This window comes from Halolactibacillus sp. JCM 19043 (genome assembly GCF_001310395.1).
Taxonomy (GTDB): Bacteria; Bacillota; Bacilli; order Bacillales; family Amphibacillaceae; genus Halolactibacillus; species Halolactibacillus miurensis.
The window spans coordinates 12,621-36,389 of the sequence record NZ_BAXD01000012.1; the positions used below are offsets into that span (position 1 = coordinate 12,621).

The window sequence follows — 23,769 nt, forward strand, 5'->3', positions numbered from 1 at the left end:
TGTCATTTAAAAATTATACTGTCACTGTTATTTTAGGTTCACTGGCGGTGTCATGAATATAAAGTGTTTTTATGCTTTTGGCTTCTTATTTCGGTAGTAAAAGACGAAAACAAGGACGATTAAACTACCGAATAGAGTCAGTATTAGAGTGAGTGGGGCTTCGTCTGTTTGTTGATCACTCGTTGTACTTTCTTCTGTCGTTAAAGTTGAATCAACAGTTGTTTCATTTTTATCTGTCGAGTCGTTCTCCACTGGTAACGTTAACGGTTTTCTTTGTTCTGGAATGATAGGGGATTGCGCTTCTATCACAAATTGTTGCGTCACTGACGGGTCATCCGTTAGTGGGAGAAAGGTTAACCTTTCATCACTGACGGACAAGTAAAGATGAGGGTCACTCGCGGGTTGTAACATGACCCCGTTCGTTGTTTCAGATTTAATAAAACTCGAAGCTAAGGCGAGAGTATCTGAGCCGTCATAGCGCTGTAACTGAACGTTGTTGTCTTCATTGATGGTTAAATAGACCCCTGGGTTATTATCAATTTGATAAGAAACGGTAGGAGTCTCACCTGTTAGAACGGTTGTTTCATGCCAACGATAATCAACATGGTGTGTGTTTCCATCAGCTAACCGTAAAGCATTTGTGACTTGTCGCACCATGAGTTCTGAGTCAGTGGGCGCGATGGTCAGACTATGGGTGTCTATTCCTGATGCCGTTGACGTCACTTTAGCTATCGCGCCGTCGTCGTAAAAATGTAACGGTTCCATCGCGACAGACCGGCGATACTCACCGCCTCCAGGTAATGCGGCAGTATGATAAATGAAATACCACGCCCCATCAAATTCGATAACAGCGGGGTGGCTCGTACCGCTATTTGGAATTTTATCCATGATTTTATCTTGGAAATACCATGGTCCACTTGGTGAGGTACTTACAGCATAGGCAAGTTCTTCTGGATAGTTGTATGCAAAAGTTAGGTAATATAGCGCATCACGTTTAAAAAGAAACGGCCCTTCAGTAAAGTTTCCGGGCATATTTTGAATCTCCATGCGTTCAATATCACCCTCTAATTCAATCATGTTGTCTTTTAGTTTGGCGTAATAAAGGTGTGTATTTCCCCAGTACATATACGCTTGGCCGTCATCATCAATAAATACGGTTGGGTCAATATTGTCCCAAGGAACATCTCCCATAAAGTCTGGTGCTGTCGTCATCGACGAATCAACTAGCGGACCGTTAATGGCATCAGTAAAGCCCGTTGTCGGTGAGTCGCTTGAAGCCACAGCAATCGCATAGCCAGGGGCAGAAAGACCAGAGTTATGAACGGTCGTATACCAATAGAACGTCCCGTCTTTTTCAACAGCTTGTGATGCCCAGGCAGAATGATGAATCGCCCAGTCAAAAGTTGTGCGGGGAAGAGCTGACTCATATGTCCAATCACTACCGTCATCACTTGAAAAGATGAGCCATTCTTTTAGCACAAAGAAAGAATCATTAGGAGTAGCCTCATCGTGCCCGGTATATAAGTAAATCTTGTTGTCATGGACTAACGCCGCTGGATCAGCAGAGAACCGGTCTTTAATCACCGGGTTGTCGGCGAAAGTTGTGATGGGAAATACAATCAGAAATACAGTCGTTATAAGTAAAGCAGAGAGAAAACGTCGCATAGTGCCTCCTTAAGTAAGCGTTTTCTTTCATTATACACTTAGATATACGTATAACTCAATCGAAATAATAAAAATATCAGTAGTTGTTCGTAAATGTTTGTGCGTTCGTTAACAGGGCTATTAAAAGCGCTAGTCACCCGGCAGAAATGAAGGGCGACTTAAAGGGCGAGGATGTGATATACTGGGGCATAGATTGAGATCTTAATATGGATCAATGATTCGATGAGAAGAATAAGGAGCTAATACACATGACATTAACTTTACAACCATTTATACATGACGCACTCGCAAAACAAGGGATTCATACGTTGATGCCCGTTCAAGAAAAAGTCTTGCCTTACTTTGAGACAAGACAAGACATGTTTGTCACTGCCCCAACCGGAAGCGGCAAAACATTGGCGTATCTTTTACCGGTAATCAACCAACTAGAGACAGACACACTTGATTTACAGACCGTGATCATCGCATCCAGTCATGAGCTTGTGATGCAGATTTTTGAATGGATCCAACAATTAAAAGAAGGCTCAGATATTCGCGTGCAAGCTTTAATTGGTGGTGCCAACGTCAAACGGCAAATAGAAAAATTAAAAAAGAAACCGCATTTGGTCGTTGGGACACCGGGAAGAATGGTTGAATTAATCAATCAAAAGAAATTAAAGATGCATAAAGTATCGACAATTATTCTTGATGAAGTGGATCAACTTGTTATACCTGAACATCAACAAGCCCTCGACCGTATTATTCAAAGCACAGATAATAGCCGTCAGATTGCTTGTTTTTCAGCCACTATTAGTGATCAAGCGAAACACATTGTCTCTGAGTGGATGGACACGCCTGAAGTAATCACGATTAAACGTGAAGACATTGTATTACCTGATGTTACACACGGATACTTACTCGGCGAGAAGCGAGATAAGTTTGATTATTTAAGAAAGCTGATACATGCGGAAAAGAAAAAGACATTAGTCTTCTTTAATGATATTGCTTCACTTGAAAAAGCCTATGAGCGTTTAACGTATCATCATGTCGACAGTTTAATGTTGCATAGTGATTTACCAAAAGAATTGCGTAAAGAGTCAATTAAAAGCTTTAAACAAGGCGATTGCCAGTTGATGTTGACAACGGATGTGAGTAGTCGCGGACTAGATGTTGATGACTTAACGGAAGTTGTTCAAATGGACCTTCCGCGTGAAGTTGATCAATATGTTCACCGCGCCGGTCGAACGGGTCGTCTAGGTTCCACGGACGGCTTAGTATTATCGATGGTGACTAAGGGTGAGTATCAGTCACTGAAAAAATTAACAAACGCCTTACAGTTGACGTTAACAGAATATCACTTATCACATGGGCAGTTAACAAAGCGAGAGAAATAATTTCCATTGACGTTACAGTTAATCACAAACAAAAAAGTCACAGCTCCCTGTTCTTGTAGGAGAGGCTGTGACTCTTTTTTAACTAAGTGTAATAGGCAAGACATAGAGTAGAACGCTGAAGAAATGAACGATCGTACCGGCTAACACAAATAAATGCCAGACCATATGATGATACTTAAACCAGCGCCACATATAAAATACAGCCCCAAAGGTGTAAAGAATCCCACCAATCGCTAGTAACACAATCCCGCCAGGCGCAATATTGGCGGTTAAACTTGACCAAGTAAAGACGATTAACCAGCCCATTAAAATGTAAATCAACGTTGAGACAAGGACAAAACGTTGGACAAAGAATATCTTGAAAATCGATCCTAAAATGGCGATGGTCCAAACGATGATAAATAGCCGCATCCCCACTTCTCCTCTCACCGCCACAAGTAAGTAAGGCGTATACGTGCCAGCGATAAAGAAGTAGATCGAAGAGTGATCAAGAATTTCAAACACATCTTTTGCTCGACCGTTCGGTAAGCTATGTAACAAAGTCGACGAAGTATATAAAAATACCATCGTTACGCCGTAAATCGTAAAACTAACGACATGAACCCAGCTGCCGTTTAATGAACTAAAGACGATGAGTAACACGAGTGCAGAAATCGACAGTAAGGCGCCAACGCCGTGACTCACCGCATTGGCGATTTCTTCCCCTAAACTAAAACGATGTTTCGTAACCATAAAAATTCCTCCATAATATAGTTGATTGAAGATAGGTGTGTCCCAGTGAAAACAGTAAAAAACCGTTTGATCACTGAACGTTCTCTTTTTCATTACTTTAATTATTTCCGCTTTTTCTTCATTCCTCTCTCTTACTATTATGAGTTTGATTCAAAAGAGATGCAAGGAAAAACATTATCGGCTAAGATAGGTTTAGGATCTCGTTAGGATGATAGATGAACGAACTGTAATAAGAGGCGAAAACACGTCAGTTATTAGGTCTTGTTTGTAAAGATGATGTAAATTTCAATATAAGTAATTGATTATATAAGTGAATGATTATATACTAAGAATAGAAGGAGCGAGTGATATGTTACCAATAGAGGAAGCAGCAATAATTCTTAAATTAATGGGCGATAAAACACGATTAACGATGTTGAAGTTATTAGAGGGTGATTCTTGTTGTGTGTGTGAGTTCGTCGAACTCTTTGGCATGAGTCAACCAGCAATTAGTCAACATTTACGTAAATTAAAGGATGTCGGACTTGTGAAAGAAGACAAACGCCAACAGTGGGTGTTCTACTATTTAAATGAAAAACACGAGCTATATCCATTAATTAAATGTGTGTTATCGACCTTACCGTCCCAACATGAGAAACTCCTTCAATTGACCAAAGACGGAAAACGAATTGAATGCTGTTCGATAAAAGGGAGAATAGTCAAGATGACAAAGGAACAAACGTCAGGGATTAGTTTTTTTGAACGATATTTAACTGTTTGGGTACTCTTATGTATGGTGTTTGGTGTCTTACTCAGTGTCTTATTTCCGGATGTCACCACCTACTTGCAAGATTTAACCTATGCTGAGATTTCCATTCCCATTGCGATTTTAATATGGTTAATGATTTATCCGATGATGATGAAGGTGAATTTTAAAAGTGTGAAACGCATCTCCAAAGACCGTAAAGGGATCTATTTAACGTGGGTCATTAACTGGCTTGTTAAACCGTTTACGATGTATGCGATTAGTTACGTGTTCTTTTACTTTATTTTTAGTCCATTTATTTCAGCGGATTTAGCACGCGAATATGTCGCGGGTGCGGTGATTTTAGGAGCGGCACCATGTACGGCGATGGTATTCGTCTGGAGTCACTTAACTAAAGGTGACCCAGCTTATACGGTTGTTCAAGTAGCAACAAATGATTTAATTGTGTTACTACTTTATACACCAATCGTTGCGCTTTTATTAGGTGTCTCTGGTATTGAAGTACCTTTTGATACTTTGATTTTATCGATTGTATTATTCGTTGTTATTCCTTTGATTGGTGGGCTTTTGACGAGACAACATATGGTCAAAACAAAAGGAGAAACGTATTTTGAAGAGACCTTTTTAGCTAAGTTTAAACATACGACCACGATTGGATTATTGTTGACATTGATTTTAATCTTTATGTTCCAAGGGGAGACGATTCTTTCTAACTACGGACATATTGTCTTAATTGCCGTCCCACTTATTATTCAAACATTCTTTATCTTTTTCTTAGCTTATTTTGTAGCGAAGAAGTTGAACTTAACCCATGATATTGCCGCCCCTGCGGGCATGATTGGCGCCTCAAACTTCTTTGAGCTTTCCGTTGCGGTCGCGATCAGTTTGTTTGGTGTGACTTCACCAGTCGCCCTCGCGGTCACCGTTGGGATTATCGTAGAAGTCCCTGTGATGTTAATGCTAGTGAAAATTGCGAACAACACCCGTCACTGGTTTCGCGCATAGTTCACATAGGTAAAAGTAGAGCCCTTGTAGTTTTTTGAGGGGCTCTACTTTTTTCTGTTAAAGTCGAGATAATAGAAAATGAAACAGAATGAAATGTCAGAAAAAAAAAGAACTTTTTTAACATTAGAACTATTGGAAATAGCCTTTTCAAAACGGATACAGATAGCTATAATGGACACTATTGCGATAAAAAAGAAATGTCGCAAATTATCTAAAAATTATATTAATTCAGCTTTGAAGGGACGTTTTATTTATGTCAGAAAAGAAAAAAGGTCTGTTTCAACGATTTTTAGATATGATCGAAACAACTGGTAACCGTTTGCCCCATCCGGTAACCTTGTTTGCGATTTTGTCAGTCGTTGTTTTAGTCGCATCAGCCATTGTGGCGGCGACAGGCGTCAGTGTCGAACATCCAGGGAACCCTGGGGAAATGATTGAAGCCAAAAATCTTCTTAGTCGTGAGGGTGTCCAATATATCTTTACAGCGATGGTTGATAACTTTATTAACTTTGCGCCATTAGGTGTGGTGCTTGCCAGTATGTTAGGGATTGGACTTGCTGAGCGTAGCGGCTTAATTTCAGCGGCTTTACGAGGATTTGTTTTATCAATTCCAAAGTCACTCATTACAGCCGGATTAGTATTTGCCGGGATTATGTCATCACTTGCCTCTGATGCAGGTTATGTTGTGCTCCCTCCACTTGGTGCGGTTATCTTTATCGCGCTTGGCCGTCATCCGATTGCGGGTATTGCCGCTGCTTTTGCGGGTGTCTCTGCCGGGTTTAGTGCAAACTTACTCCTAACATCACTTGACCCGATGCTTGCGGAAATGACAATTTCAGCAGCAGCAATTATTGATCCAGCTTATGCGGATAATATGAACGTAGCGATGAACTATTACTTTGTCATTGCCTCTGTGTTCTTGCTTACGATTGTCGGTGCGCTGGTCACAGAACTGATTGTTGAACCACGCTTAGGAACGTTTAAAGGTAGTGTCAATAAGGATGATTTAACGGAGTTGTCAGCACTCGAGAAAAAAGGCTTACGTTATAGTGGGTTAAGTCTACTCATCACGGTCATTGTGATTGGGTTACTCGTCGTACCAGCTAACGGTTTATTACGTGCGGATGACGGTGGCGTCATTTCATCACCCTTTATGTCATCACTCGTACCAATCATTATGATTATGTTCTTTATTCCAGGTCTTGTGTACGGAAAAGTAACGAAAGTGATTAATACTGATACTGATATGGCGAATAAGCTGTCAGATACGATGGCTTCCATGGGCATGTTTATCGTGCTTGCCTTTACCGCAGGTCAGTTTGTTAGTTACTTTACTGAATCAAACTTAGGTTTACTTATTGGGGTTGCTGGAGCTGAATTTTTAGATTCAGTAAAATTAGGTGGAATTGTCCTAATTCTGTTGTTTATTCTTATTTCAGGCTTTATTAACTTATTTATCGGTTCAGCCTCTGCTAAATGGGCGATGATGCACCGGTATTTGTGCCAATTATGATGCAACAAGGTTACTCACCTGAACTCACACAAATGGCTTACCGGATTGCCGATTCAACCAGTAATATTATTTCACCGCTGATGCCTTACTTTGCGATGATCATTGTCATTATGCAAAAGTATAATAAGAAAATGGGGATTGGAACGTTGATTTCAACGATGTTCCCATACACCATCTTCTTTACACTCGGTTGGTTGCTCATGCTTATTGTTTGGATGTTATTTAGCTGGGATCTTGGGCCAGGTTCTCCGATTAGCTATATGATGAACTAGTTCGTAATATTGATACTTTCACATTGAATAAGCGAGCTTTTATAGAGACATCTCCAAGGCAAATGCTTTGGAGGTGTTTTTTTGATCCGTTAGATTAAAGAATTTTCTGAATAGTACTTGTTTTTTAATCAGAAAGTCGTTATCATATAGTATAAACCATATATGGATTTTTCAAACAATTACATACTTCTTATCAAGAGAGACGGAGGGATTTGGCCTGTGATGTCTCAGCAACCTCTCTAATTTAGAGGAAGGTGCTAAATCCAAAAGGCATAGACCTAAAGATAAGAGCGATTAAGACCTAAGGCGCTCTCTTAACTGTTAAGAGGGCGCTTTTACTGTTTAGGTCAAAAACGCAACGACTTTTAAGAAGTATTAAACTAAAGGAGGCGCATCGCATGTATCAATTAGACACGTATTTTTCACAACTCGGCAACAAGCAAGAACCGAGTACAGGCGCGGTCACTTATCCTGTACACTTATCAACAGCTTATCGACATAATGATCTTCATGAATCAACAGGATTTGATTACACAAGGACAAACAACCCGACCCGAGATACGCTAGAACAAGGCTTTGCGGCAATCGAATCAGGCGCGGGGTGTTGTGCAACGTCTTCGGGTATGGCAGCCATTCAACTCGTATTATCGCTATTTCAATCAAATGATGAGATGATTGTCTCAAGTGATTTATATGGTGGGACGTATCGTTTGTTTTCAGACTATGAAGCGCGCTTTCAATTGAAATTTACATACGTCGATCCGCTCAATATACAGGCCTTCACGGATACGATTACCGATAAAACCAAAGCCATCTTCGTAGAATCGGTGACGAATCCATTGTTGAAACAAGTGGATGTCAAAGCGCTAGGGGACTTGCTTAAAGAACGAGATATCTTATTCATTGTTGATAACACATTCTTAACCCCATATTTACTAAAGCCATTAACGCTTGGAGCGGATATCGTCATTCACAGCGCAACAAAATATTTAGCCGGGCATAATGATTGTTTAAGTGGGCTTGTGGTGGCGAAGGATGAAAAAGTCTATGCGTCATTATTTCAAAGTCATAATGCGAGTGGTGGGACGTTAGCGCCGTTTGATTGTTATTTGTTAATGCGCGGGTTAAAGACGTTACCACTGAGACTAGACCGTCAAGTAGAAACAGCTAAACGACTCGCGCAATATTTACGTGCGCATCCTTCTATTAAACAGGTCTATTACCTGGAACGGGTGCAATGATTAGTTTTGAATTAGAAAAGGCCGCTCATATTAGCCCGTTTCTTCGATCACTTCAACTGATCAGTTTTGCTGAAAGCCTAGGCGGTGTGGAAAGCTTTGTGACCTATCCTTTTACCCAGACACATGCCGATATGCCAGTCGCTGTTCGCAAGGAAAGAGGCATCACGGATACGTTACTGCGTCTTTCTGTTGGGACTGAGCATATCGATGACTTGTTGAACGATTTGGCTCAAGCTATACGTCTTTTAAAATAATATAATGAAGAAGAAGGTGGTCTCTAAACAATGAGACGACCTTCTTTTTTTATGTGGGCTGTTAATTTTCTGTTATTTTCTTTTATATTAGAAAGGGAGTAAGGTTATGTGATTATTTTCACTTGAGTGGAGAATAATTGTCTGAAAACAACGATTTTTTTAAGATAGTCTGTTATAATGTAAATGTTGTGTAAAAAGAGAGAGCAACTTAGTCATTTAATTCATTAATGCGAGGGGCGATTTATTCATGTATACGATTGAGCGATTTGAGAAAGACATGTTTACAATGTATCAATTAAAGCACCCAACCGGCAACAGTTGGATTACGGTTTGTCCAGAACGTGGCGGTATCATTACAGGTTACGGCACAAACAATGAAGAACGGTTATACTTAAATGAAGCAACGTTATTTGACCGTAAACAAAATGTTCGTGGGGGGATCCCCGTGTTATTCCCGATCTCTGGTCAACTAAAAGATAAGCAGTATCATTGGGGCAATCAGACGTATGATATGCCAAACCATGGACTCGCAAGAATTCATCCCTGGGAAGTACTTGAGACGTACAGCGATGAAGAACATGCGTTTATTTCTATTCTGTTTAGAAGTAGCTTAAGTACAAAAGCTGTGTATCCGTTTGATTTTAAGGTAATCTTTACTTATACACTTCGTGGTGATCAGCTATTGATTCATCAATCTTATGAAAATTTATCCGATACACCGATGCCAATCTATCCGGGTCTACACCCGTACTTTAAATCAGATAAAAAGGTTGTCGGTTTAGATATTCCAACTAAAACGTATTATGATTATAACGATGAAGAAGAAAAAGCCTTTACTGGTCAAATCGATTTAACACATTTAAAAGAAGCGGTACTTTTAGAGAATACCCATACACAAGTTAAAGCAACTGTGGACCAACAGTCGATTAATATGGAAATGGACGAACCGTTTCATTATACTGTCCTGTGGACCGAACAAGACCAACGCTTTGTCTGTGTCGAACCATGGACGAGAAAAAATGGTGAATTAAATAGACAAGAAGATTTAATTAAAGTACCAGCTAGAGATACGTTCGATACGTGGGTCAGCTTTCAAATTATTTAATACTAAAAACGTACACATGGTGTCTTAGACAGGATGTGTACGTTTTTTCTTTCTCTTTTTTTATTTTTCTCCCTTTTATCGCTACTTCATTTTAACTAACGAGATCTCAATCGCCCTTTGTTTCAGCTAAATAACGGGAAAGTTAATTCATACTAACAGAGAGGCAAGAAAGAGTGCAAGGTAACTCTTGACTCAACATACCCCTAGTGGTATAATAATTATTGTGAACAATATCACTTATATAAGTTTGTTGAAAAATACACAGGTCTTAACATTCGAAAGGGGAAAGAAATTATGGGTAAAAGAGTATTAGTTGTCGGTGGTGTCGCAGGTGGGGCATCTGTTGCTGCACGAGTTCGTCGTTTAGATGAAGAAGCAGAGGTGATCATGTTTGAGCGTGGACCGCACGTATCCTTTTCAAACTGTGCATTACCATACCACTTAAGTGGTGAAATTGAAAACAGTGAAACATTAGTATTAATGAATCCGGAAGTCTTCCGTAAACAATATAAAATCGAAGCACGCGTCAGAACAGAAGTGATAAAAGTCAATAAAGATGACAAGACGATTACGGTTAAAAATTTAGAAACAGATGAGACACATGATGAAGCCTATGATAAGCTCGTCTTATCTCCAGGGGCAAATCCTATTATGCCACCACTTGATGGGATTGATTCACCGCATGTCTTTAGCGTACGTAACGTCGTTGATATTGAAAAATTAAATACATTCGTGTCAAAAGACACGGTCGAAGATGTTGTCGTTATTGGTGGTGGTTTTATCGGTATTGAAGTCGCTGAAAACTTAGTACACGCAGGTAAGCATGTAACACTTGTAGAAGCGCAAAACCAAGTGATGGCACCCTTTGATTACGATATGGTTCAAATTCTTCATAAAGAAATGGTCGATAAAGGCATGGGCCTTGTCTTAAGTGACGGGATTGAATCAGTCAAAGACGACCACATCGTGTTACAATCAGGTAAGACAATCAAAGCTCAAGCGGTCGTGATGGCGATTGGTGTCCGTCCAGAGACAACACTCGCAAAAGAAGCAGGTCTTGACATTGGTGTGACTGGTGGTATTAAAGTCGATCACAACTACCTTACATCAAATAAAGATATTTATGCGGTCGGTGATGCGATTGAAGTCCATCATAAACTAACCGGTCAAAAAACTCGCTTAGCTCTTGCGGGACCAGCGCAACGTCAAGCACGCGCAGCGGCTGACCATATGTATAATATTCCACACCGTAACACAGGTGTCATCGGTTCAAGTGCGATCCAAGTATTTGACATGAATGCTGCATCAACCGGTCTAAATGCGCGTCTAGCTGAAGCGCAAGGTTTTGACTTTGACTTTAGCTATGTAATTCCGACGGATAAAGTAGGCATCATGCCAAACAGTCACCCGGTTTACTTTAAGTTAATCTTTGAAAAGCCAACCGGTCGCGTTTTGGGAGCGCAAGCGATTGGCCGCGGTAATGTCGATAAGCGTATTGACGTGATTGCGTCCATGATTATGATGAACGCAACTTTAGAAGATTTAAAAGAGCTTGAACTTTGTTACTCGCCAGTGTTTGGTACCGCTAAAGATGTTGTCAACATGGCCGCTTTAAACGGCTTAAACGTCCTTAACGGCGTCATCAAACAAGTACAAGTAACCCAGATGCGTGAACTTGTAGAATCAAACGCCCACATTATTGATGCACGTGAACCGGGTGAATTCAAGCGGGGTCACTTTACCAATGCGGTCAATATACCATTAAGCCAGTTCCGTGAACGTTTAGATGAGATTCCAACGGATGTGCCTGTATATGTGCACTGTCGTTCAGGGCAACGCTCTTACAATATGGTTCAAGCGCTTCAAACTTAGGTTATGAAAATGTTTATAACGTGGCAGGTTCGTTCCTCGGCACATGCCTCTATGAATACTTTAACGACCAAGTAGAAGGCCGTACGCCAATTGTGACCGCTTATAACTTTAATTAATATCAGTTAAAAAATAATATCAGATCAAGATGAAAGAACAACAAAACCGCTAAGGGCAGTCAGTCGACTCGCCTTAGCGGTTTTTTAAATTTAATTATAGTCACGAGGAATTGTGTGCTCCCACTTGTTTGAAGCGACCTCTTGGTCGTGTTCAAAGGCTTTAATGGTATGGGTTAAATAGAAGTTTTCTTCATCTGACGTCATTTTACTGTACGTTTCAACCTTCGTCTGCCACGCATCTCTACCAACCGTTAATTCCCAGTAACATTCAGCGGTCGCTGAGAGCGGATTATTCTCTTTAATAGAGTAGATATTTTTATTAATACTCCCGTGTTCAACGCCATTGTGCATGAGCTTACGGCTACCCTCATCAGAATAATCAATCACTTGCCACGTTGAATCAATGGGACGATGAACGATATCGAATGACCGCTCTTCTTTGCGCAAGACTTCTCGCTCAATAATAGAGGCGGTTTCTGCCATATCAAACACCCGCACGTCCTCGTCTCTTTCATTCGGCTGTCTAACAGGCAGGTCGAGATACGTACCCATCCCTGTATGAAGGGTTAAATTCACTGGTTTTTGCGATGGCCAAGCTTTAGTCCAGTAGGTTGGTGCAATCGCAACTTCTAATCGATGACCTTTCGTTAACCTCTGTCCAAGACTATCCAGTTTAACCTTCACGTCATAGATGTTTCCTGGAACAAGTGCTTCTGGGTGTTCATGCGATTTATAGTGATTGAGGTTCAACATGCCCCAGCTTATTAACGTGGACTCACCGGTCGGTGCTTTATCCATCAGACGGACAACGACCATTGCATTGTCTTGATCGGTTGATAGTCGCGCATGAAAGACAGGTTCACCGAAGTAATCACGATCTTCTGTCAAAGCGTCAGATGTAAAAACAACCGCTTTACCGTTTTCTAGACGTTGGTCAGCGGGTAAGTCCCCAGGCTGACCGAATGGACAAAACGTCCCCGCATAAAATCCATGTTCTTGAACACTTGGTATAAGTATAGTGTTGGTGTCTTTCATTGCCTCGGTAAGCGACTGCTTATTCGGATACCATTTCTCACTGGTAACGTCCTCACTTGGCCAGTGATCCATCCCAATCCACCGACCTGGTCTTTTATCGTAAGTCACTTGAGGCTTTTCAGGTTCTTGAATCCAAGCTTGAAATTTTGGTTCCTCATACATACCGGTATCTGTGTCTTTTAACCAATGATCAAAGAAGCGAACGGCTTCTTGAAGAAAACCAATCGTCGGCTCTGGTGTTGCGACTTCTGGGTATTCATGAGCCCATGGACCAATCAAGCCTTTGGCGTTTGGCAAATGTTCCACCATTCTAAAAATCGCGTCCGTATAAGCGTCTTGCCAACCACCGACCGCAAAGACAGGGATATTCACTTTACTGTAATCTTCATTAATCGACCCATGTTTCCAGTAATCATCACGTCGTTGGTGAGATAACCATTCAATCGCAAACGGCGGTGTTTCCATTACACGTTGTAGCCAGTTGTCACGCCACGAGTCACCAACGACTGATGGATCTTGCGGGCGAGCGTTATACGTAAACATTGTTGATGCCCACCACAACATATCAGAAGCTAAAATATTGCCCCCGCGGTAATGGACGTCATCTTGGTAACGATCGTCTGTCGAACATAAAGTAATAATGGCTTGTAAGGCTGGATGTTCACGTGCGGCGACTTGTAAACTATTAAAGCCGCCCCAAGACTTTCCGAACATACCGACACGACCAGTCGACCACGGTTGACTGGTGATCCAGTCAATAACTGAAAGCGCGTCGTCTTGTTCTTGTTTTAAGTACTCATCAAGTAAAATCCCATCCGAGTCACCTGACCCACGAATATCGACGCGAATGCTGGCGTAACCATGGCCCGCAAAATAAGGGTGCCGAGCCGAGTCGCGAATCGCGGTAAAATCATTCTTACGATACGGTAAGTATTCTAATAAGGCGGGTACTGGATTTTCTAAAGCGTCCTCAGGTAACCAAATATGGGCCTTAGTGTTTTACCGTCAGGCATAGGAATTTTGACGTGCTCCAGTTTTTTGACCTTGCGGTCAAAATCTGTCTTTACCCGTCGTGTGTCTGAATCTTGTATGTTAAAAACCATGTTCTCTCATCCTTTATCTCTATTGTATTGCTCACTTATATGAGCGGTATCACTTAGTTTTGTTTTATTTTTTCTTCAGCAGCTGTTTTTTTAGTTTTGTTCTTTTCTCCTCTTTAACGTAGCGCATAACCACATTTTCAACCTCACGGTAAACATAGTGAATCGCATCGTCTTTTGTCCAACTGCGCCGATGATTTAAATAATGAACAAGAGCTCCTACCCAAATCATATGCGTCACTTCTGTCAGTGTGGAGAGGTCTGCTTCATCTAGATAGCCTTCGGTCACGCTTTTTGATAAAAAGTCGGCACTACGTTTTGAAAAGCTTTCTTCTTGAAGAATGCCCTTTAATTCATCTGGCACAGCCAGAAGTTCTTCTGGGTACATTGTGTAATATTTTTTAAATAAATCTTTTGCTGTGTCGCCTAAATCTCCGACAAAGACCATGTAATAAATGTGAGGGTCATTAAAACTATGCTTTAAAAAGCATTCCCATAACCCAAGCCATTGGATGAGTGTCGGTTGTTTCTTATTAATGTAGTTTGGAATGTCATCAATATAAGGCTTAGTAAATTTAAGTGACGCAAAAAACTTCAGATGACTTAAATCATCGAAGTAGTTATAAGCTGTAGATGACGTATAACCAGCCAAATCAGCGACTCTACGGATCGTTAATGATTCTAATCCATCCTCTTCAATAATATCGACAGCCGCATCAATGAAATATTGCCACATGCGTTTTCTTTGTAGTGCTTTTTTATCCACCTGCCATCCACTCCTAAAAAACGTGTTTGTTTTATGAACATGTTCATAAAATAACTGTAACATAGATAGACTATCCCATCAAGGCGCGCGTGTCCAGTTAGGATAAGTCATGAATGAAACGATATAGGAGAGATAGAAAAAGCAAAAAATAAAAAAATATCTTAAATTTGAGATAAAGGTTTTAAAAATGAGGAAAAGGGAAAAACTAACTGTAAACATTGTTAAAAAATGCTCAAACATATGAAAAACAAACAAAAGAAGTGGAGTGATCGATGTGAAAAGTACAGGTATTGTCCGTAAGACAGACCATTTAGGTCGAATTGTTTTACCAAAAGAATTAAGACGGTCGTTGGATATTGAGCCGAAAGATCCGCTAGAAATTTTTATTGATGGTGAACGTGTGATCTTAAGTAAATACAAACCAACGAAGCAATGTATGATTACCGGCGAAGTAAGCGAAGATAATCATGTGTTCTTTGATGGCAAAGTGATCTTAAGTGATGAGGGCATTCGTCAATTTAAAAATGAACTGAATGACTATTTTGAGTAACCTTTAACAATGAGAAAAACGTACCGCGATCGACTCGCTGTACGTTTTTTAGTGGATTATTTTCCTTCGTCTCAGTCACGATTTGAATAGGGTAGTATGGACCGAGCATCATAGTCAACTTTATTAGGAGGACTTAACCGTACAAGTATAGACAAGTTGCCCGATTAATCGTTTTTCTTTAGAGATAATAGGTTTTAACAACGATATCTTGTTCAAAATGACCAAAAGATTTCCCGAACAACGTTAACCCACCCACGTGATTCGCCTCTTCTTTGACTTCGAATTTTAAGGACCACGCATCGGAGATGTCCATAAAAGCTTTGGTGGTAATCTCAGAAATCGGATCTCCGTCAATATACGTCCCGTGTGAGGTAATCCGTAACGTTTTCAGTAAACCATATTGATTAATTGTCTCTGGCCACCAGTCTGGTGTCAGTCGGCCGCGTTCATCATTAAAGTCACCGGGACTTTGCCATTCACCTAGTTCAATGCCGTTTAGTGAAAAAGTAATATCACTTGGCCAGTGCGGATTAGCGAATGGAAACTCAGACGATATTTCAAATGAAATATCAATTTGTTGGAGCGATTGATGCGCTTCTAAATAATTCGGTAGTTTGTATTCAACAAAACCTTTGGTGAACCAAAGGATTCCCGCATCCATTCGGTCCGGTGATAAAAAGTATTTCGGTTGATCAACCGGTCCGATGAAGTCTTTTGTAGAGGCAAGACCACATGACGGTGAGACGTTAAAATCAGTAAAGTGTCCGACCGGGACTGAGACAACATGGGTAGCATAAGCGGCCTGCACTTTCTTAGGGAAACTAATATAAATATCCTCAACGACAAGCGTTGAGATTTTTTGAATGCCTGATTTCCCTTTGGTTTTTTCCGTCCGGATAAGGCCAGCTTCTTCGAGCTTACTGACGTGACGGGTAACGATGGCACTTGATAGGTCTAAGCGTTCGGCAAGTTGTTTAATATTCAGTTGCTGTTCGGATAAGTAGCGAATAATGTTTAAACGAACCTCACTGGCCAGCGCTTCATACAGCGGTAAAGAGGTGGAATCAATTTGAGCCTGCATAGAATTATTCTCCTTACGTTTTTAGTTAGTTAATAAGTGAGTTAACATAAAAAAATTGAATATGGGGTGATTGTGTACTTTATATAAGTTATTTCACCAACATATTAACATAAAGGTTAATTAAAATCAAAAAAAATTAAGATAATTTATTAATATATCATTGACACCGCTTACATATACGTATATATTTATAAGTGAATAAGCGATAGAAAAAAAAGATACGGATAACCTATCGGAATTATCGTAAAAGACTATGAATGAGTTAGAGGTGATGGTTTTGAAAAGAAGAAGAGATAGCCGTGTCATCATCAGTAGTGTCTTGATGGTGTGGTTAGGCCTTGGTTTACTACAACCGATCCATCATGTAGAAGCTGAGGGGGACGCGTCGGCGGAGTCGTTAATCACAGAAGATGTAAGAGAAGGTCGTTATAGCCGTTATATAGAAGGAACGGAAAGCGAGCATTATAGCGGGGCACCAATTATCATTGATGACGTCAGTGCGCTTAACAGTGAGCAACAAGACACTTACGAAGGTGAACCGGTGATTTTTATTGATCAAGACCAGACCGGTACCCTGACCGTTGACGTACCAGAAACCGCGTATTATATTATCGGTTTCGAATACAAAATTAAGGGAGAGAATGTGTTACCTACGCAGCTCTCGATGACAGTCAATGGTGAGACACCCTTTTATGAAATGCAAAATCTTATTTTTGAACACGGCTGGAAAAATCCAGAGGAGATTCCACTTGATAAATACGGGAATGAGATTATTCCACAGCCAATGAAATACGAGGATTGGCAAATGAAATACGTGATTGATTCAAGTTATCGGACAAGTTTACCATTAATGGTAAAACTTGAACGAGGTAACAATGATTTAGCTTTAACCATTTCAGAGGGGAACCTGTTAATTAAATCAGTTGAAATCAGTAGTCAAATAGAAGTCCCATCGTATGAACGAGGGACGGTCACAGGTGATGCTTTTATCGAAGTAGAAGCGGCCAATGAACTTGACTTACGCAACAATTCGGCTATACGTGCTAACAGTTCTTATAATGTTAATTTAATTCCTTATAGCAGCGATAAACGGGTGCTAAATCATATCGATCCGGATTCATTTAAAACACCGGGTGATACGATTCACTACAAAGTTGAGGTTGAAGAAGCAGGGTTTTATCATCTAGGACTAAATTATCAACAAGATGCAAAAGCGGACTTTCCCGTATTCATGAATATTCAGATTAACGGTGAATTCCCACATGAGTTACTAAAAGATTATCCGTTCTTTTATCAAAATAATTATCAACATGTCTCATTAGTCGATGATGCGGATGAGTTGTTAACGGTGTACTTAGAAGAAGGCGTCAATGATGTCAGTTTTCAAATTTCGATTGCGCCGATTAAATCAGCGCTTGAAGAAATTGAGAAACTTACGCGTGAAATTCAAGCGTTATCATTAGAACTCACCAATCTCGTCGGACCAGATGTTGACCGGTTCCGTGATATTGATGTTAATGACTACATTCCTGGTGTGTTTGAATTAATGACTGACTGGGCTGATCGGATGAATAACCTATACGAAGAGATGAAGTCGTATAACCCGTCATCAGGAGAGGTCGGTGCCTTTAGTGGTTTACGCGTAGCAGAAGAACAATTAAGAAGTCTCATCGCTAACCCAAGAGAACTCGCTCAACGAAAAGGTGAGCTCGCCACCGGAACAAACTCGGTGACCGCTTACTTAGGAAACTTGATGCAAGAGATGAATAACAACGGAATGGGCATTGATCGTTTCTACTTCTATCAAGAAGATGTTGAGATACCTCAATCGGCTTCGTGGTTTGAAAAAACATGGGGCAGTATTAAACGATTTGTGAATACCTTTGGGGAACAAGACTATGACGTATCAAATACAGATGATGAAAACTTACAAGTATGGGTCAATCGTCCGCGTCAATATGTAGAAATTATGCAGCGACTGATTGATGAAACATTCACATCAGAAACCGGTGTGAAAGTTGACCTATCGATGATGCCTGACCAAAATAAACTCATCTTGGCTAATGCCGCAGGTGAAGCACCAGATGTCGCGCTTGGTGTGAACTACGCGTTACCATTTGAAATAGGGATCCGCGGGGCACTAGAAGATTTATCGCAGTTAGAAGGTTACGAGGACGTGGCCAGTGATTTTGCGCCAGGTATGCTTGTCCCAGCGACAATTCAAGGTGGGGTTTATGCGCTTCCAGATACAATGAACTTCTGGGTCATGTTCTACCGGGAAGATATTTTATCAGACATGGGCTTACCGATTCCAAATACGATTAGTGACGTACGTTCGTACTTACCAGACTGCAACGTTTAGGCATGAACTTCTTCTATCCAACGGCCGGTATGCCGGGGATGAAAATCTTTGCGGGAACAATGCCGCTCATCTATCAAAGCGGTGGACAACTCTATGGTGATACGATTCACAGAACGGAATTGAATAATAACCAAACGATTGAAGGGGTACGCTTATTAACCGAAATGTTTACCATTTATAACGTCCCGTATGATGTGCCAAGTTTTTATCAACAGTTTAGAGATGGTTCAATTCCGATTGGGATCAGTGATTACTATATGTATAACTTAATTTTAAATGCGGCACCAGAAATTAAGAACGTCTGGGATATTGCCTTATTCCGGGAATTGAAAATGAATCGGGTGACATCGAGCGCTGGTCAACGGGTGGCGCTGAAAGTAACATCATGTTTAAAGATACTGGAAAAACTGATGACGCCTGGGCCTTTATGAAATGGTGGGCAAATGCGGATACGCAAGTCGCCTTTGGTAATACGCTTCAGACCACTTACGGACCAGAATATATGTGGAATACAGCGAATCTTTCAGCTTATCAAGAATTGCCGTGGAAACATGATCATAAACAAGTGATTTTAGACCAAGCCGAGTGGATTGCCGAAGTACCACGTGTACCAGGTAGTTATTTACTCGAACGTGAACTAAGTAATGCTTACAATGCCATCGTTCTTGATGGTGAGAATTTAAGAACCGCGATCGACCTTGCGAGTAAACGGGTAAATCGTGAAACAGAAAGAAAACTCGAGGAGTTCGGCTTTATGGTGGATGGGGTTATTGTTGAACCTTATCCCAATCCAGAACTTTCGATTCGAGACTAAGGGAGGAGGATCTAAGATATGAAAGGAAATAAAAAAAGTCCCTATCTATTTTTAGCACCTTACCTTACACTATTTACTTTGTTTATTGTCGTGCCAGTTGTGATGGCGATCTTTCTATCGTTTACGAACTTTAACACGATTGAAACACCTAATTTTGTAGGGTTTATGAATTACATTAACTTATTAACACAAGATGAAATCTTTATGCAGTATGTGCTTCCTAATACGATTTTATTTGCGGTGATTGTCGGGCCTGGCGGCTACATTTTATCGTTCCTCCTTGCCTGGGTGTTAGCCCAATTGCCGAAATTACCACGGACAGTATTTGCGCTTATTTTTTACTCGCCATCTATGACGGCGGGGATTGCGATGGCTGTTGTTTGGCGGGTCATTTTTAGTGGGAACCAATCAGGCTATGCGAATCATATTTTAATGACGTTAGGTGTCATTAATGAACCGATTATTTGGTTACAAGACACCCGTTATATTTTAGTCATTATGATTGTCGTTGCTTTGTGGAGTAGTATGGGTGTCGGATTCTTAGCGATGATGTCCGGTGTCTTAAACATTGATCAAACCTTATATGAAGCAGGGGCGATTGATGGGATTAAAAATCGTTTTCAAGAACTCATTTATATTACGATTCCATCGATGAAACCGCAAATGTTGTTTGGGGCAGTGATGGCGATCGTTGGTACATTTAATGCTGGTGCGATTGGGGTCCAGTTGACGGGCGCCAATCCAACACCGTCTTATGCCGGTCAGTTAATGGTTAACCACATTGAAGATTATGGTTTCATTCGATTTGAAATGGGTTATGCGGCTGCCTTATCGGTCGTGCTCTTACTCATCATTTATCTGTTTGCGACCATCTCGAAAAAACTCTTTAGTGAGGCATAGGAAAGGAAGGATAGTATGGCATTTAAAAGCAGTGGGATTAACCCACAAAAATTTGACGTCAGTCAATTGAAGTTCTATATATTCTTAGTACCTTTTGCGATTTTTATGGCCTTGCCGATTATATTTATCTTTAATCATGCCTTTAAACCGCTCGATGAATTATATGCATTCCCACCAAGGTTCTTTGTAAGTAATCCAACCTTGGAAAACTTTCAAAACTTGGCACAACTCGCTGAACAGTCTGGCATTCCGTTGTCACGTTATGTGTTTAACAGTCTTTTTGTTACCGTCATTGTCGTGTTTTTATCACTGGCACTATCAACCCTTGCGGGTTACGCGTTATCAAAAAAACAGTTTCGCGGGAAGAAGATGTTGTTAGAAGTGAATAACACGGCGCTCATGTTTGTGCCGATTGCGTGATGATTCCGCGTTTTCTAACTGTCACAACGATTGGCATTGAAGATACGTATTTTGCACATGTGTTACCACTTGTCGCGATGCCGGTCGGATTGTTTTTGATCAAACAATTTATTGATCAAATCCCAGATTCATTGATTGAAGCGGCGGTTATTGACGGGGCCACCGATTTTAAAATTTACTGGCGCGTCATCTTACCATTGATTAAGCCGGCCATCGCTACAGCGGCGATTTTAGCCTTTCAACTTGTATGGAACGATATGGAGACATCAAATCTTTATACGACAAGTGAAAATATGCGGACACTGGCCTTTTTCATGAATACGCTAGCGGCACAGACAAACGTGGTCGTTGGTCAAGGGATGGCAGCTGTTGCTTCGATGATTATGTTTGTTCCAAACCTCATTCTCTTTGTGTTCTTACAAAGTAAGGTTATGAACACGATGGCGCACTCAGGACTAAAATAAAGGAGATGATGACGATGAAAAAGATAGTAGCGCTCATTCTCCTTAGTCTCATTGTTTTCATTCAATCAGCTGATGTTTTACAGGCGAATACAGCTTATAAAACATTCACCGAAGACGGATACGGTCGTTATGTTGAAACGCAAACAGCCTATACCGTGAGTGAAACAATCGTGCGGTTTGGTGATGAGTTATTTACACAAGCACAAGATATGAAAATTAGTCGAAGTGGTTTTATCTACGTCGCCGATACCGGTAATGGCCGAATATTAGTCGGTACCAAATCAGGTGAGTTTGTTCGTGCGTTCGGTGAAGATGTTTTACAAAAACCGACCGGGTTATTTATTTCGCATGATGACCTCGTGTATGTCGCAGACGAAAACAAAATGAAAGTGTTTGTCTTTACTGAAAACGGTGAACTCGTCAATGAATTTGGTCGACCAGAAGGGATTCTATTCGGTGAAACAGCAAACTTTGTTCCGCAAAAAGTTGCCGTTGACCGGCGTGATAATGTCTATATTATTTCACGCGGAAATGCGAATGGGATCATTCAAATTAATGCGAATACGGGTCAATTTTTAGGGTACTATGCACCGAATGCCACAGCGGTCTCCCCGCTAACCGCCTTTAGAAAATTAATCTTTACAGAAGAACAGTTAGATAAAATGTTAGATGTTGTCCCGTCCACATCAACAAATATTAACATCGATGAGAAAGGCCTCGTCTACAATGTCTCACAAGGTGAGCGTGTACAAGCCTTGCGTAAATTAAACGTCGCCGGACGTAATATTCTTGACACACGGGTCCAAGATGATTTTCCGGTCTCAGTTGAAATCGGCAGTCTAGAAAATATCTTTGTTGGGGCTGAAGATGGCTTTATTTATGAATACACATCCGAAGGAAATTTACTCTTTGTTTTTGGTGGCCAAGATGATGGTCGGCAGCGCGTCGGTTTATTCAGACGCTTATCAGCCCTTGCGGTGGATGACAATGACCATCTTTATGCCTTGATAGTGATCGTAATCAAATTCAATTGTTTAGACCGACGGAATTTGCGGACTTAGTTCATGAAGCCTTGTACTTATATCAAAACGGGGATTATGAAGCGAGTAAAGGTCCGTGGGAAGAAGTTATTCGGTTAAATGGTTTGTTTGACTTTGCCTATCAGGGACTTGGCGAAGCTTTGTATAAAGAAGAACAATACAGTGAAGCGCTGACCGCTTTCCGTCAGGCTAAGTATATTACCGGTTACAGTAATGCTTTTTGGGAAGTGCGGAATTTATGGATGAGAGAACATATTATGACCTTGATTTTATCATTGTCTGATCGTTGTTCTCGTCAAAGTCTATGGATACTTTGAATGTAAGACGAAAACTGTGAAAACATTGTTGGATAAGTTAACACAAAAGTATCGATTGAAATTCTTCCAAGATGTCGCGTTTATTCGCCATATGATCAAACATCCTTTAGATACACTTTATAGTATTCAGTATGAAAATAAAGGGAGTGTGTTCTCGGCCAGCTTTTGGTTAATCATTCTTTATGTGATATATATTATCGATCGTTACTATACTGGGTTTATTTTCCGTAATGTTATCGAAGGTGAATATGCATTAGGGATGGATACTGCTCTATTCTTTGGATTGTTTGCACTCGTTGTTGGATCGAATTATTTAATTACAACAATCAATGACGGGGAAGGGAAATTCAAACACGTCTTTATCGGTTTTGTTTATAGCTTTATGCCATACTTCTTATTCAAACCGTGGACGATTTTGATCAGCAATGTCTTAACCTTGAATGAACAGTATTTACTTAGCTTAGCTAACACGCTCATTTATGCGTGGGTCGCGGTATTAATCTTTATGATGATTAAAGAAATGAATGACTATACGATTAGAGAAACGATTAAGATTATCTTTATTACGATCTTTATGATGATCATTACGTTGCTCTCACTGTTTATCATTTATATCCTTGTTGTCCAAATGATTCAGTTCGTCGTGTCAGTCTTTAATGAGGGGGTGTATCGCTTTGAAAATAGGTAAACGTTTAAAAGAAATGAAAATAAAAACAATCATCAAGCTCGTGTTGTTTCTCGTCATTTTCGGCGGGTTACTGTACACCTTCCTCTCAAGTGATGCGCCGGGTGGGGATGTCGCGTCCCCTGGTGTACCACCTGTTGCTGAACCTGATACAGAAGCACCGACAGAAGAACCAGCACCGCCAGGAGAAAATACGCCACCACCTGCTGTTGAGGTGGATGATGAGGAACTGGATGAAGTAAAAGAACTTCAACATGTTTACGAAAAAAAACAAGCAACGATTCAAGGACATCAGTCTTAACAGAAAATAATTACTATGAATTGTATTTAAAAGAAAGAAAA

General features: G+C 40.6%; 22 protein-coding genes, 3 pseudogenes and 1 riboswitch. Of the genes and pseudogenes, 20 read left to right on the top strand and 5 right to left on the bottom strand.

Annotated features, from left to right (window positions below):
- Nucleotides 1-69: 69 nt before the first annotated feature.
- Nucleotides 70-1,665, bottom strand: a complete 1,596-nt coding sequence (locus JCM19043_RS07635) for a glycoside hydrolase family 43 protein (protein ID WP_062321401.1) — start codon at nt 1,663-1,665, stop codon at nt 70-72.
- Between the two features lie 248 nt (nt 1,666-1,913).
- Between JCM19043_RS07635 and JCM19043_RS07640 the strand changes: the two genes are divergently transcribed.
- On the top strand, nt 1,914-3,038 hold the full coding sequence (locus JCM19043_RS07640) for a DEAD/DEAH box helicase (RefSeq protein WP_062321403.1): 1,125 nt from the start codon (nt 1,914-1,916) through the stop codon (nt 3,036-3,038).
- A 78-nt stretch (nt 3,039-3,116) separates the two neighbouring features.
- Here the strand turns inward: JCM19043_RS07640 and JCM19043_RS07645 are convergent, their stop codons facing one another.
- Nucleotides 3,117-3,770 (bottom strand): hemolysin III family protein, encoded by a 654-nt coding sequence (locus JCM19043_RS07645; protein WP_062321405.1) that lies wholly within the window; start codon nt 3,768-3,770, stop codon nt 3,117-3,119.
- A gap of 45 nt (nt 3,771-3,815) precedes the next feature.
- Here JCM19043_RS07645 and JCM19043_RS16395 point away from each other — a divergent pair, with 45 nt between their 5' ends.
- The 8 genes and pseudogenes from JCM19043_RS16395 to JCM19043_RS07670 all read left to right on the top strand — a co-directional run bounded on the left by JCM19043_RS16395 (nt 3,816) and on the right by JCM19043_RS07670 (nt 11,893).
- A complete protein-coding gene (locus JCM19043_RS16395) occupies nt 3,816-3,977 on the top strand; it encodes a hypothetical protein (protein WP_156321364.1) in 162 nt (53 codons plus the stop codon).
- A 142-nt stretch (nt 3,978-4,119) separates the two neighbouring features.
- Nucleotides 4,120-4,338: pseudogene (locus tag JCM19043_RS18180) on the top strand (ArsR/SmtB family transcription factor); the annotation flags it as partial.
- A 135-nt stretch (nt 4,339-4,473) separates the two neighbouring features.
- On the top strand, nt 4,474-5,520 hold the full coding sequence (gene arsB, locus JCM19043_RS07650) for an ACR3 family arsenite efflux transporter (protein WP_062321468.1): 1,047 nt from the start codon (nt 4,474-4,476) through the stop codon (nt 5,518-5,520).
- A 253-nt stretch (nt 5,521-5,773) separates the two neighbouring features.
- A pseudogene (locus tag JCM19043_RS07655) lies at nt 5,774-7,305 on the top strand (AbgT family transporter).
- Between the two features lie 187 nt (nt 7,306-7,492).
- Nucleotides 7,493-7,596, top strand: a riboswitch (SAM riboswitch).
- A 107-nt stretch (nt 7,597-7,703) separates the two neighbouring features.
- Nucleotides 7,704-8,546, top strand: a complete 843-nt coding sequence (locus JCM19043_RS07660) for a PLP-dependent transferase (protein WP_369813821.1) — start codon at nt 7,704-7,706, stop codon at nt 8,544-8,546.
- The gene (locus JCM19043_RS18785; protein ID WP_369813822.1) at nt 8,543-8,800 is read left to right on the top strand and encodes a PLP-dependent transferase; all 258 of its coding nucleotides are present in this window, start codon (nt 8,543-8,545) and stop codon (nt 8,798-8,800) included. Before JCM19043_RS07660 ends, JCM19043_RS18785 begins: the two co-directional genes overlap by 4 nt.
- A gap of 247 nt (nt 8,801-9,047) precedes the next feature.
- Nucleotides 9,048-9,905, top strand: a complete 858-nt coding sequence (locus JCM19043_RS07665; protein WP_062321407.1) for an aldose epimerase — start codon at nt 9,048-9,050, stop codon at nt 9,903-9,905.
- A gap of 294 nt (nt 9,906-10,199) precedes the next feature.
- A pseudogene (locus tag JCM19043_RS07670) lies at nt 10,200-11,893 on the top strand (FAD-dependent oxidoreductase).
- 90 nt (nt 11,894-11,983) lie between these two features.
- On the opposite strand, the gene JCM19043_RS07675 reads toward JCM19043_RS07670, so the two are convergent.
- Complete coding sequence (locus JCM19043_RS07675; RefSeq protein ID WP_369813826.1) at nt 11,984-13,912, bottom strand: CocE/NonD family hydrolase; 1,929 nt, start codon at nt 13,910-13,912, stop codon at nt 11,984-11,986.
- 183 nt (nt 13,913-14,095) lie between these two features.
- Nucleotides 14,096-14,794 carry a TetR/AcrR family transcriptional regulator gene (locus JCM19043_RS07680; RefSeq protein WP_231631455.1) on the bottom strand — a complete coding sequence of 233 codons (699 nt, stop codon included), beginning with the start codon at nt 14,792-14,794 and terminating at the stop codon, nt 14,096-14,098.
- 274 nt (nt 14,795-15,068) lie between these two features.
- Here JCM19043_RS07680 and JCM19043_RS07685 point away from each other — a divergent pair, with 274 nt between their 5' ends.
- Nucleotides 15,069-15,344: an AbrB/MazE/SpoVT family DNA-binding domain-containing protein gene (locus JCM19043_RS07685; protein ID WP_062321411.1), complete on the top strand. Its 276-nt coding sequence runs from the start codon at nt 15,069-15,071 to the stop codon at nt 15,342-15,344.
- Nucleotides 15,345-15,522: 178 nt separating this feature from the next.
- Here the strand turns inward: JCM19043_RS07685 and JCM19043_RS07690 are convergent, their stop codons facing one another.
- Complete coding sequence (locus JCM19043_RS07690) at nt 15,523-16,425, bottom strand: transcriptional regulator (RefSeq protein WP_062321413.1); 903 nt, start codon at nt 16,423-16,425, stop codon at nt 15,523-15,525.
- A gap of 253 nt (nt 16,426-16,678) precedes the next feature.
- Between JCM19043_RS07690 and JCM19043_RS07695 the strand changes: the two genes are divergently transcribed.
- Genes JCM19043_RS07695 through JCM19043_RS07735 form a run of 10 tightly spaced genes read left to right on the top strand, consistent with a single transcriptional unit; the run spans nt 16,679 to nt 23,728 of the window.
- Nucleotides 16,679-18,787 carry an extracellular solute-binding protein gene (locus JCM19043_RS07695; RefSeq protein WP_082394479.1) on the top strand — a complete coding sequence of 703 codons (2,109 nt, stop codon included), beginning with the start codon at nt 16,679-16,681 and terminating at the stop codon, nt 18,785-18,787.
- Between the two features lie 2 nt (nt 18,788-18,789).
- Nucleotides 18,790-19,218 carry a hypothetical protein gene (locus JCM19043_RS07700; protein WP_062321418.1) on the top strand — a complete coding sequence of 143 codons (429 nt, stop codon included), beginning with the start codon at nt 18,790-18,792 and terminating at the stop codon, nt 19,216-19,218.
- The gene (locus tag JCM19043_RS07705) at nt 19,215-19,601 is read left to right on the top strand and encodes a hypothetical protein (RefSeq protein ID WP_156321365.1); all 387 of its coding nucleotides are present in this window, start codon (nt 19,215-19,217) and stop codon (nt 19,599-19,601) included. Before JCM19043_RS07700 ends, JCM19043_RS07705 begins: the two co-directional genes overlap by 4 nt.
- Nucleotides 19,602-19,619: 18 nt before the next feature.
- Entirely contained in the window at nt 19,620-20,501 is an 882-nt protein-coding gene (locus JCM19043_RS07710; protein ID WP_062321422.1) for a carbohydrate ABC transporter permease, read from the top strand.
- A gap of 15 nt (nt 20,502-20,516) precedes the next feature.
- Nucleotides 20,517-20,921, top strand: coding sequence for a hypothetical protein (locus JCM19043_RS17520; RefSeq protein ID WP_231631456.1), 405 nt, complete (start codon nt 20,517-20,519; stop codon nt 20,919-20,921).
- Nucleotides 20,921-21,385 (top strand): carbohydrate ABC transporter permease, encoded by a 465-nt coding sequence (locus tag JCM19043_RS17525; RefSeq protein ID WP_231631457.1) that lies wholly within the window; start codon nt 20,921-20,923, stop codon nt 21,383-21,385. Before JCM19043_RS17520 ends, JCM19043_RS17525 begins: the two co-directional genes overlap by 1 nt.
- A 14-nt stretch (nt 21,386-21,399) precedes the next feature.
- Nucleotides 21,400-22,446, top strand: coding sequence for a hypothetical protein (locus JCM19043_RS07720; protein WP_062321425.1), 1,047 nt, complete (start codon nt 21,400-21,402; stop codon nt 22,444-22,446).
- Nucleotides 22,416-22,742: a tetratricopeptide repeat protein gene (locus tag JCM19043_RS07725; protein ID WP_062321427.1), complete on the top strand. Its 327-nt coding sequence runs from the start codon at nt 22,416-22,418 to the stop codon at nt 22,740-22,742. The genes JCM19043_RS07720 and JCM19043_RS07725 overlap by 31 nt, the downstream gene beginning before the upstream one ends.
- 28 nt (nt 22,743-22,770) lie before the next feature.
- Nucleotides 22,771-23,430: a YIP1 family protein gene (locus JCM19043_RS07730; RefSeq protein WP_231631458.1), complete on the top strand. Its 660-nt coding sequence runs from the start codon at nt 22,771-22,773 to the stop codon at nt 23,428-23,430.
- Nucleotides 23,417-23,728 carry a hypothetical protein gene (locus JCM19043_RS07735; RefSeq protein ID WP_062321431.1) on the top strand — a complete coding sequence of 104 codons (312 nt, stop codon included), beginning with the start codon at nt 23,417-23,419 and terminating at the stop codon, nt 23,726-23,728. Before JCM19043_RS07730 ends, JCM19043_RS07735 begins: the two co-directional genes overlap by 14 nt.
- Nucleotides 23,729-23,769: the final 41 nt, after the last annotated feature.

Bases quoted from the DNA above. Each gene is read 5' to 3' on its own strand.
- JCM19043_RS17520 (WP_231631456.1), top strand. From the start codon at position 20,517: ATGGCATTTAAAAGCAGTGGGATTAACCCACAAAAATTTGACGTCAGT.
- JCM19043_RS07640 (WP_062321403.1), top strand. From the start codon at position 1,914: ATGACATTAACTTTACAACCATTTATACATGACGCACTCGCAAAACAA.
- arsB (WP_062321468.1), top strand. From the start codon at position 4,474: ATGACAAAGGAACAAACGTCAGGGATTAGTTTTTTTGAACGATATTTA.
- JCM19043_RS07710 (WP_062321422.1), top strand. From the start codon at position 19,620: ATGAAAGGAAATAAAAAAAGTCCCTATCTATTTTTAGCACCTTACCTT.
- JCM19043_RS07720 (WP_062321425.1), top strand. From the start codon at position 21,400: ATGAAAAAGATAGTAGCGCTCATTCTCCTTAGTCTCATTGTTTTCATT.
- JCM19043_RS17525 (WP_231631457.1), top strand. From the start codon at position 20,921: ATGATTCCGCGTTTTCTAACTGTCACAACGATTGGCATTGAAGATACG.
- JCM19043_RS07645 (WP_062321405.1), bottom strand. From the start codon at position 3,770: ATGGTTACGAAACATCGTTTTAGTTTAGGGGAAGAAATCGCCAATGCG.
- JCM19043_RS07660 (WP_369813821.1), top strand. From the start codon at position 7,704: ATGTATCAATTAGACACGTATTTTTCACAACTCGGCAACAAGCAAGAA.
- JCM19043_RS07635 (WP_062321401.1), bottom strand. From the start codon at position 1,665: ATGCGACGTTTTCTCTCTGCTTTACTTATAACGACTGTATTTCTGATT.
- JCM19043_RS07700 (WP_062321418.1), top strand. From the start codon at position 18,790: ATGAACTTCTTCTATCCAACGGCCGGTATGCCGGGGATGAAAATCTTT.
- JCM19043_RS07690 (WP_062321413.1), bottom strand. From the start codon at position 16,425: ATGCAGGCTCAAATTGATTCCACCTCTTTACCGCTGTATGAAGCGCTG.
- JCM19043_RS07695 (WP_082394479.1), top strand. From the start codon at position 16,679: ATGAATGAGTTAGAGGTGATGGTTTTGAAAAGAAGAAGAGATAGCCGT.
- JCM19043_RS07705 (WP_156321365.1), top strand. From the start codon at position 19,215: ATGAAATGGTGGGCAAATGCGGATACGCAAGTCGCCTTTGGTAATACG.
- JCM19043_RS18785 (WP_369813822.1), top strand. From the start codon at position 8,543: ATGATTAGTTTTGAATTAGAAAAGGCCGCTCATATTAGCCCGTTTCTT.
- JCM19043_RS07665 (WP_062321407.1), top strand. From the start codon at position 9,048: ATGTATACGATTGAGCGATTTGAGAAAGACATGTTTACAATGTATCAA.